Here is an 8,546-nt window from a genome sequence, read left to right on the forward strand (position 1 = left end):
TTAAAAATAAATGAAAACAGCTTTGAATATATCTTCCGAAAAAAATGCGGGTGTTTCCGTATTACTTGAGTTTAAGGAAATGACTAAGATGGGATTGGCATTAAGTGTAGTATTCTCTACCATTGCTGGATACCTAATAGCAGTTCCTAATTTAGGAAGTATTGACTTATGGATACTTCTTGCTTTAGCAGTGGGTGGTTATTGTATGGTAGGTGCATCGAATGTTTTTAATCAAATTATTGAGAAAGATTTAGATGCAAAAATGAAGCGTACAATGAATCGACCAGTTGCTTCAGGACGCGTTAAACCACTTGCCGCTTTTATTTTAGCTTGTGTGCTTACACTTTTAGGAATAGGTATTTTGTATGCTATTAATCCTAAAACAGCTATGTTTGGGGCAATTTCAATTTTTTTGTACACTAGTGTGTATACACCTCTTAAAACTATTACACCTTTATCAGTATTTGTTGGGGCTTTCCCAGGTGCTATTCCTTTCATGCTTGGTTGGGTAGCTGCTACTAATAATTTTGGTATAGAGGCAGGAACATTATTTATGATACAGTTTTTTTGGCAATTTCCTCATTTTTGGGCTATTGGTTGGTTCTTATATGATGATTACCAGAAAGGTGGATTTTCGATGTTGCCGACAGGTAAGAGAGATACTAAGACTTCAGTTCAAATCATTCTTTATACAATTTGGTTGATTATAGCTTCCGTTTTTCCTGCGACGGGAATGACAGGAAAGTTATATTTATCTCCTGTTTCTGCAGTTCTGGTTTTAATAGCGGGGTTATGGATGTTAAGTGCAGGTATTAAATTGTATAAAAAGAGAACAGATAAAGCAGCACGATCTTTAATGCTAGTGAGTGTTACATATATCTCTCTGATTCAAATTATTTATGTAGTTGATAAAATTTTACGATAAACAAATGGATACAACGTTACAAGAACAATACGATAAAAAAGGTAAAGCACTAAAAGTAATGATGCTTTTTGCCCTTGGAAGTATCGCTATGGTATTTGCAGGTTTAACAAGTGCGTATGTAGTGAGTAAATCTAGACCAGATTGGTTAGCAGATTTTGTACTACCTGACGCATTTTTATATAGTACAATAGTTATTTTTATCAGTAGTATTACTTTTCACCTTGCTTTTAAGAGCATAAAAAAGAATCAGTATTCAAAAACGACAACTTATCTTGTTTCTACTTTGATATTAGGATTGTTATTCGTTTTTTTGCAGTTCAAAGGTTTTGGAGAAGTAATAGAAGCAGGTTATTTCTTTACGGGGAGTGAGAGCACAATTACAACATCATTTTTATATGTTATTGTAATTGTTCATATTGCACACCTTGCTGGAGGTATTCTTGCACTGATGGTTGTAATTTATAATCATTTTAAACAAAAGTATAATGCGCAGAAATACATAGGTATAGAGCTATGTGCTTGGTTCTGGCACTTTTTAGATCTATTGTGGATTTATTTGTTTTTGTTTTTTACATTCTATAAATAAAAAAATTAAACTAAATTTGAAAACTTTATAACTAACAACTTTTTATGGGAGCGACAGTTACTACAGCAGCTACTGAAGAAAATACATGGGGCGGAGGAAATGAGCCTCTAAAAGTAAGCTATGGTAAAATGATGATGTGGTATTTCATATTATCAGATTCATTAACATTTTGTGGATTTCTAGTAGGCTATGGTTTTACAAGATACAAGTTCATGGACACTTGGCCTATTGCAGACGAGGTATTTAATCACTTTCCATTTTTACATGGTGTAGATGCACCGATGTATTATGTGGCGTTGATGACCTTTATTTTAATCTTTTCATCTGTTACTATGGTATTAGCTGTAGATGCAGGACACCAAATGAAAAGAGGTAAAGTAGCAATGTATATGTTTTTAACTATTCTAGGTGGGATTATATTCTTAGGATCTCAAGCTTGGGAGTGGAAAAACTTTATTGCAGGTTCTTACGGAGCAGTTGAAACAGAAGGTGGATCTATTTTACATTTTGTTAAAGGTGAAGGAGCAGATGCTAAGCAAATAGCTTTATCTGATTTTGCTATCGTTGATCCAAATAGAAAATTAACTACTTTAACACGTAACGAAGGTACTTGGTTCCAATCTGGTCCTACTGTAACAAATTATTCTATAGAGGAAGTTATCGCTGGTTTCTTGGCTAATCCTGATATAAAGATTAGAACTCAAAAAACAATCGAAAACCCTGAAACAGGACGTTTAACAAAAGAGGTACTTGATAGAGATGCTTCTGTAAAACGTATGTCTGATGCAGTACTTGTAGTAGAAGGTGCAAACTTAATCCGCAACGAGTATGGTCATAAAACTTTTGGAGATTTCTTTTTCTTCATTACAGGTTTCCACGGTTTCCACGTATTTACTGGTATTTTGATTAATGTTATTATATTCTTCAATGTATTACTAGGAACTTATCATCGTAGAGGATCTTACGAAATGGTTGAAAAAGGAGGATTGTACTGGCACTTTGTTGACTTAGTGTGGGTATTTGTATTTACATTCTTCTATTTAGTTTAATCTTATTATTTTATTAAAAATGGCAGCAGAAGCAACAACAACGCATCATTCAAATACAAAAAAGATCTGGACAGTATTTATTATATTATCTATTATTACTTTAGTAGAGGTTGTATTAGGTATTATTAAGCCAGATTCATTACACCATGTACATATTTTTGGTTTGAGTTTGTTAAATTATATCTTTATAATTTTAACAATTGTTAAGGCTTACTATATTATGTGGGACTTTATGCACTTAGGACAAGAGAAGGTAGGCTTTAGATGGTCTGTAGCAGGTGTCTTAGTGTTTTTATGTGTTTACTTAACTACATTGGTTTTAATTGAAGGTAACTACGTATTTGAAGTATTTCAGAATGCTCAATATAAGTGGATATTTTAATAACATATTATACTTTTAAAGGCGGTTTATTAACCGCCTTTTTTTATTTTTGTTATTCACAGTGAACCGTAAATTATAATGAAAAAATATTTTATTCTTGTTCTTCTATTTGGTATGCCTATTTGTGTGTACTTGTTTTTTGCCACAGGTGTTAACCACTTTCAACGTCTGCCTATTATTACTGAAAATATTGCAGAGTTACCTGTCGGAACTAGTTCATTAGGGAAGCAACCAGTGCTAGAAGGTAAAATAACTGTTTTAGGTTTTCCAGGAGGTCACTTATATCGCGATAGAGGTGATGCTTTTAACTTGAATCAAAAAATTTATAAACGCTATAAAGATTTTGAAGATTTTCAGTTAGTAATGGTATTGCCTAAGGGTAGTGAAAAAGAAGCCCAAAAAGTAGTGGATGATCTGAGTCCAATTTCGGATATGTCTAATTGGAATTATCTTTTTTTAGAGCCAAGTGAAATTACTTCATTTTTTGAATCTCTTAAACTAGTAGGTAAATTAGATGATGACTTAGCAAGTTTCAATGTATATATTATTGACAAGGATAGAAATGTACGTGGTAGAAAGGGTAAGAATAAGTTAGGTGATTTGGAATACAAAGAGGGCTATTCTACTATTTCAGCAGCCGAATTAAATAACGATATGATGGACGATGTAAAAGTTGTTCTTGCAGAATATCGTTTAGCATTAAAAAAATATAAACGTTTAAATACAGATGAATAATTATGAAAGATAAATCTTATATATGGATTTCTTTAGTAGTTCTTGTTTTTGGTATCTGGGCTATACCTAAAATTGTAAAGAAGTTTGAAAAAGCTGATCTTGTTTTAATTGGTCCAGCGCCAAAATTTGAACTAGTAGATCAAAACGAGAAGGTTATTAATAATGATTCATACAAAGGGAAAGTTTATGTAGTAGAATTTTTCTTTGCAAACTGCCCTACTATTTGCCCAATAATGAATCAGAATATGTTAAGTATTCAAGAGGAATTTTACGGCAATATGAAGTTTGGAATAGCATCAATTACCATAGATCCAATTCGCGATACTTCAGAAGCTTTAAAAAAGCATGCTGATGAATTAGGAGTACGAAATCCATATTGGCATATGCTTACTGGAGATAGTAAATACATTTTTGATTTAGCCAAAAAATATAATCTTTATGTAGGTGAGAACTCTGAAGCATTAGGTGGATTCGAACACTCAGGTTTATTTGCTCTAATTGATAAAGACGGAAATATTCGTTGTAGAAAAGATGAGTATGGTAATCCAATCTTGTACTATGATGGTACAGATGAGCAAGGAGTAAAAATGATTAAAGAAGATATTAAATTATTATTAAACGAATAAAATGAATAATCATAAAGAAGTAGAAAAGAAATACAATATCTGGATTTGGATACTGTCGATTGCAATACCAGTGGTAGTTGCTATCTTATTTAGTGTAAATTTACAGAAGTTAGGTTACGATGTTAAACCACTTACTTTTTTACCTCCTATCTATGCTGCTATTAATGGTGTAACGGCAATCTTATTAGTGATGGCTGTTGCTGCTATTAAAAAAGGTAATATGAAAAAGCATGTATTGCTTATTAAATGCTGTATTGCTTGCTCTGTTGCTTTCTTAGCAATGTATGTAGCTTATCACATGACATCTATTGAGACAAGTTATGGTGGAGAAGGAATAATGAGATACATTTATTTCTTCATTCTAATTACTCATATTTTATTGTCGATTATAATTATACCTTTTGTATTAGTAACGTTTGTAAGAGGTATTTCAGGTTCTTATGATAGACATAAAAAACTCGCAAGAATAACGTATCCAATGTGGCTTTATGTGGCTGTAACTGGTGTTATTGTTTATCTAATGATTTCACCATATTATATTCACGGTTAATCTAGAAAAGCAAACTTATATGAAAAAAGTAATAGTATTAATTTTCTTATTTTTCATTTCGATAGTTGATATCAATGCTCAGTGCGCTATGTGTAGAGCAGCTTTAGAAACGGAAGATGGAGGAACTAAAGCAGAGGCCGTTAATAATGGTATTATGTATTTGATGATATTTCCATATCTTTTGGTTGGATTAGCTTTATTTTTTAGTTATAAAGTCTATAAAAGCAAAAAGATTGCTAAATAAATTATTAAAAAACCGCTACGTTTAGCGGTTTTTTTTATTATTTTGTATTTGTAACATTTCCTTCATTAGTGCGTCAAATAGAGAAATAATATTAAAAAATGGCTAAACGATTATCACTTATTTTTATATTGGTCTTTAGCATAGGTAGCTTTACTAAACTTTATAGTCAAAATATACGTTGGACTCTAGAGCAGTGTATTGATCATGCTATAAAGAATAATATACAAGTCAAACAATATGAAATAGAGGAGAAGTCTGCTTATGTAAACCAACAAATTACGTATAGTGACTTCTTACCTAACATTAGTGGGAATGCTCAACATTCTTGGACTATATCGGATCAAAGTAACTTGCGCACGGGTATTATAGAATCGCAAACTTTACAAGCAACTAATATTGGTGTAGGAGTAAATATTGATATTTATAAGGGAATGAAAAATCAAAGTGCGATGATGAAGGCTAGGCTTGGCTATCTCGCATCCCAGTATAAATCTCAAAAAATGAAGGAAGATATAGCATTAAGTGTTATTAATTCTTATTTACAAATCATCTTTAATAAAGAACTCATAAAGACAAATAGAGTGCAATTAGAGTATGATGAAAGTCAAGTAGATCGTACTAATACATTGGTAGAAGCAGGCTCTGTACCTGCGGGTGATTTACTGGAAGCGAAAGCTACTGTGGCTATGTCTAATCAAAGATTAATTGCTTCTCAGAATGAATTAGTAATGGCTAGACTAAATCTCGCTCAATTATTACAAATTGAGTCGTATGAAGATTTTGATATATCAGACTCTGATTATGAAATAGGTGATGGTGAAATATTGGTTTACTCTCCAGATGATATTACTGAAAGAGCTTTTGAATCTTTAACGAATATAAAAACAGCAGAAGTTAATTTATCCATAGCTGAGCAAGATGTAAAGATTGCTAAGTCAGCTTTACAACCTACTATTAAGGGTTTTTTCAATTTTGGAACGACTGTTAATTACCAAGATCGTATTGTTGGTAGTCAGGTGACAGGCGCTACATCTACAATAGGATATGTCGAAGGCAGTAATCAAAATGTCTTAGCTTCACAAACAACTCCTATTATTGGTGGACCAGAGTCTTTCTTTGATCAGTTTAAGAATAATAAGAATTCTAGTTTTGGATTTTCTCTAGCTATACCCATTTTTAATGGTTTCAGAGCGCGTAATAATATTAAATTAAGTAGACTAGCGCAAGAGCAAAGTAGGAATGAAAAAGAAGCTGCTATATTAAATTTAAAGCAATTGGTATTCCAAGCCTATACTGATACACAAAGTGCAATGAAATCCTACGAGGCTAGTAGTGTAACTGTTGAAGCAAGAAAACAGTCTTTGGAATATGCTAGAGAACGTTATGATGTAGGGCTTATTAATATTTTTGAATTAAATCAAAATCAAAACTTATATGTTACTGCTCAGTCAAATTTATTAAAATCTAAATATGACTATATTTTCAAAACCAAGATTTTAGAATATTATTTTGGTATTCCACTTTTTAAAAACTAAGAATAAATGAAGAAAAAATACATTGTTTTCGGTGCTATTATTATAGTTCTTATCATAATTGCTTTTGGTAGTGGTTTATTTGGTAGAAAAGAAGTTGTAAAGACTGTTACTTTGGCTCCTTTAGAAAAATTAAATATTATAGAGACTGTTTCTGGTACTGGAAAGATTCAACCTGAGATAGAAATTAAGATATCATCAGAAGTCTCTGGAGAGATTATTAATTTGGCTGTAAAGGAAGGACAAGTTGTTAAAAGAGGAGATTTATTAGTCGAAATCAATCCGGATATTTACGAGTCTGGAGTGGATAAAATGGATGCGATGTTAGCAACGAGTATAGCTGGTCTAGCACAAGCGGAAGCACAATTAAAAGAGGCAAAAGCAAATTATAATCGTAATAATAAGCTTTTTGACAAAGGTGTGATTTCTGGTTCTGAGTGGGACAAAGTAGTGTCAAGTTATGAAGTAGCAAAAGCAACGCATAACTCCGCTTTTTATAGTGTTGAAAGTGCTAAAGCGGCATTGATGGAGGCAAGACGTAACCTATTGCGTACTACTATATATTCTCCTACTTATGGTACTATTTCTAGAATAGATGTAGAATTAGGAGAACGTGTATTAGGAACACAACAGATGGCAGGTACTGAATTACTTCGAGTAGCTAATCTTAGTCGTATGGAAGTAGAAGTAAATATTAATGAAAATGATATCGTTAAAATTAATGAAGGAGATGAAGCACGTATTAACGTTGATGCCTATCTGAAAAAAGAGTTTAGAGGGAAAGTAACAAGTATATCTAATTCTGCCTCTAACGAAACACTTTCTGCGGATCAAGTAACCACTTTTAAAGTTAAAATTAAGTTATTAGAAGAATCATATAAAGACTTAATAGATAGTAATATAGAGAATTATTCTCCTTTTCGACCAGGAATGACTGCAGCTGTTGATATCATTACTAATGTAAAAAATGATATTTTTGCAGTACCGATTAGTGCTGTGGTGATGAGAAGTCCTTCAGACACTATTAGAAATAAAGATGACAAAGTCGTTTACGATAAAGAATTAATGCGTGAAGCTGTTTTTGTAAATGATGGAGGGAGAGCTAAGTTGAAGTTTGTCAAAACTGGAATTCAAGATGATAAGAATATTGAAATCATCGAAGGACTTGACAGTGACGACAAGATAATTACTGGCCCTTATTCTGAAGTGAGTAAACTACTTCGTCATGGTGATAAGATAAAAGAAGAAGAGAAAAAATAATGATTACAATATTAAATGTAGAAACTGCAACTAAGAATTGTTCTGTTTCTTTAGCCAGCGATGGTAAACTTATAGCTATAAAAGAGATTGCAGAAGAGAATTTTTCGCATGCAGAAAAGCTTCATGTATTTATTGAGGAGTTATTGAAAGAAAACAATATTGATTTCAAACACTTAAATGCTATTGCTATTAGTCAAGGTCCTGGCTCATATACAGGACTGCGCATAGGTGTATCATCTGTAAAAGGATTGTGCTATGGGTTAGGATTGCCTATGATTGCACTAGATACTTTGGAAGTTTTAGCAAGACAATTAAAAATTGAAAAAGGCTGTATCATTCCTATGATAGATGCCCGCCGCATGGAGGCTTTTACAGCTATATTTAATGTTGATTATACATTGGTAAAGCCTATTGAGGCAACAGTAATAGATGAAGATACATTTAGCGATTTAACAGAAGATATTTATTTGATAGGTGATGGGGCAGGAAAGTGTAAAACAATATTAAATGCTGCTAATATTCATTACTCAGATGATATTATTTATCCTTCTGCAAAAGAGATGGCAAGTATGAGTTATGACAAATATGTAAATGAAGATTTTGTAGATGTGGCTTATTTTGAGCCTTTTTATCTCAAGGATTTTGTAATGACAACTA

General features: G+C 32.2%; 11 protein-coding genes. All 11 read left to right on the forward strand.

The features are described 5' to 3' along the window. Window positions 1-10: 10 nt before the first annotated feature. Window positions 11-925, forward strand: coding sequence for a heme o synthase (gene cyoE / locus RH98_RS06405; RefSeq protein ID WP_010251966.1), 915 nt, complete (start codon window positions 11-13; stop codon window positions 923-925). 4 nt (window positions 926-929) lie between these two features. Then, window positions 930-1,511 carry a cytochrome c oxidase subunit 3 gene (locus RH98_RS06410; protein ID WP_026038770.1) on the forward strand — a complete coding sequence of 194 codons (582 nt, stop codon included), beginning with the start codon at window positions 930-932 and terminating at the stop codon, window positions 1,509-1,511. Between the two features lie 44 nt (window positions 1,512-1,555). After that, window positions 1,556-2,560, forward strand: coding sequence for a cytochrome c oxidase subunit 3 (locus RH98_RS06415; RefSeq protein ID WP_010251972.1), 1,005 nt, complete (start codon window positions 1,556-1,558; stop codon window positions 2,558-2,560). Between the two features lie 19 nt (window positions 2,561-2,579). After that, on the forward strand, window positions 2,580-2,942 hold the full coding sequence (locus tag RH98_RS06420; protein WP_010251975.1) for a cytochrome C oxidase subunit IV family protein: 363 nt from the start codon (window positions 2,580-2,582) through the stop codon (window positions 2,940-2,942). A gap of 78 nt (window positions 2,943-3,020) precedes the next feature. Next, window positions 3,021-3,677: a hypothetical protein gene (locus RH98_RS06425; protein ID WP_010251977.1), complete on the forward strand. Its 657-nt coding sequence runs from the start codon at window positions 3,021-3,023 to the stop codon at window positions 3,675-3,677. A gap of 2 nt (window positions 3,678-3,679) precedes the next feature. Continuing rightward, a complete protein-coding gene (locus tag RH98_RS06430) occupies window positions 3,680-4,303 on the forward strand; it encodes an SCO family protein (RefSeq protein WP_010251982.1) in 624 nt (207 codons plus the stop codon). A 1-nt stretch (window position 4,304) separates the two neighbouring features. After that, a complete protein-coding gene (locus tag RH98_RS06435; RefSeq protein ID WP_010251984.1) occupies window positions 4,305-4,853 on the forward strand; it encodes a DUF420 domain-containing protein in 549 nt (182 codons plus the stop codon). A gap of 19 nt (window positions 4,854-4,872) precedes the next feature. Further along, window positions 4,873-5,097 carry a hypothetical protein gene (locus RH98_RS06440; RefSeq protein WP_010251986.1) on the forward strand — a complete coding sequence of 75 codons (225 nt, stop codon included), beginning with the start codon at window positions 4,873-4,875 and terminating at the stop codon, window positions 5,095-5,097. Window positions 5,098-5,195: 98 nt separating this feature from the next. Further along, the gene (locus tag RH98_RS06445) at window positions 5,196-6,632 is read left to right on the forward strand and encodes a TolC family protein (protein ID WP_010251988.1); all 1,437 of its coding nucleotides are present in this window, start codon (window positions 5,196-5,198) and stop codon (window positions 6,630-6,632) included. 6 nt (window positions 6,633-6,638) lie between these two features. Continuing rightward, window positions 6,639-7,889 carry an efflux RND transporter periplasmic adaptor subunit gene (locus RH98_RS06450; protein WP_010251997.1) on the forward strand — a complete coding sequence of 417 codons (1,251 nt, stop codon included), beginning with the start codon at window positions 6,639-6,641 and terminating at the stop codon, window positions 7,887-7,889. Then, the coding region (gene tsaB / locus RH98_RS06455) for a tRNA (adenosine(37)-N6)-threonylcarbamoyltransferase complex dimerization subunit type 1 TsaB (protein ID WP_010251999.1) at window positions 7,889-8,546 on the forward strand (658 nt) is incomplete at its 3' end. The genes RH98_RS06450 and tsaB, both read left to right, overlap by 1 nt.

The organism is Myroides injenensis M09-0166, assembly GCF_000246945.1.
Lineage (GTDB): Bacteria > Bacteroidota > Bacteroidia > Flavobacteriales > Flavobacteriaceae > Flavobacterium > Flavobacterium injenense.

Coding starts and splice junctions, on each gene's coding strand:
- RH98_RS06435 (WP_010251984.1), top strand. CDS start 4,305: ATGAATAATCATAAAGAAGTAGAAAAGAAATACAATATCTGGATTTGG.
- RH98_RS06440 (WP_010251986.1), top strand. CDS start 4,873: ATGAAAAAAGTAATAGTATTAATTTTCTTATTTTTCATTTCGATAGTT.
- RH98_RS06430 (WP_010251982.1), top strand. CDS start 3,680: ATGAAAGATAAATCTTATATATGGATTTCTTTAGTAGTTCTTGTTTTT.
- RH98_RS06445 (WP_010251988.1), top strand. CDS start 5,196: ATGGCTAAACGATTATCACTTATTTTTATATTGGTCTTTAGCATAGGT.
- RH98_RS06420 (WP_010251975.1), top strand. CDS start 2,580: ATGGCAGCAGAAGCAACAACAACGCATCATTCAAATACAAAAAAGATC.
- cyoE (WP_010251966.1), top strand. CDS start 11: ATGAAAACAGCTTTGAATATATCTTCCGAAAAAAATGCGGGTGTTTCC.
- RH98_RS06425 (WP_010251977.1), top strand. CDS start 3,021: ATGAAAAAATATTTTATTCTTGTTCTTCTATTTGGTATGCCTATTTGT.
- RH98_RS06410 (WP_026038770.1), top strand. CDS start 930: ATGGATACAACGTTACAAGAACAATACGATAAAAAAGGTAAAGCACTA.
- RH98_RS06450 (WP_010251997.1), top strand. CDS start 6,639: ATGAAGAAAAAATACATTGTTTTCGGTGCTATTATTATAGTTCTTATC.
- RH98_RS06415 (WP_010251972.1), top strand. CDS start 1,556: ATGGGAGCGACAGTTACTACAGCAGCTACTGAAGAAAATACATGGGGC.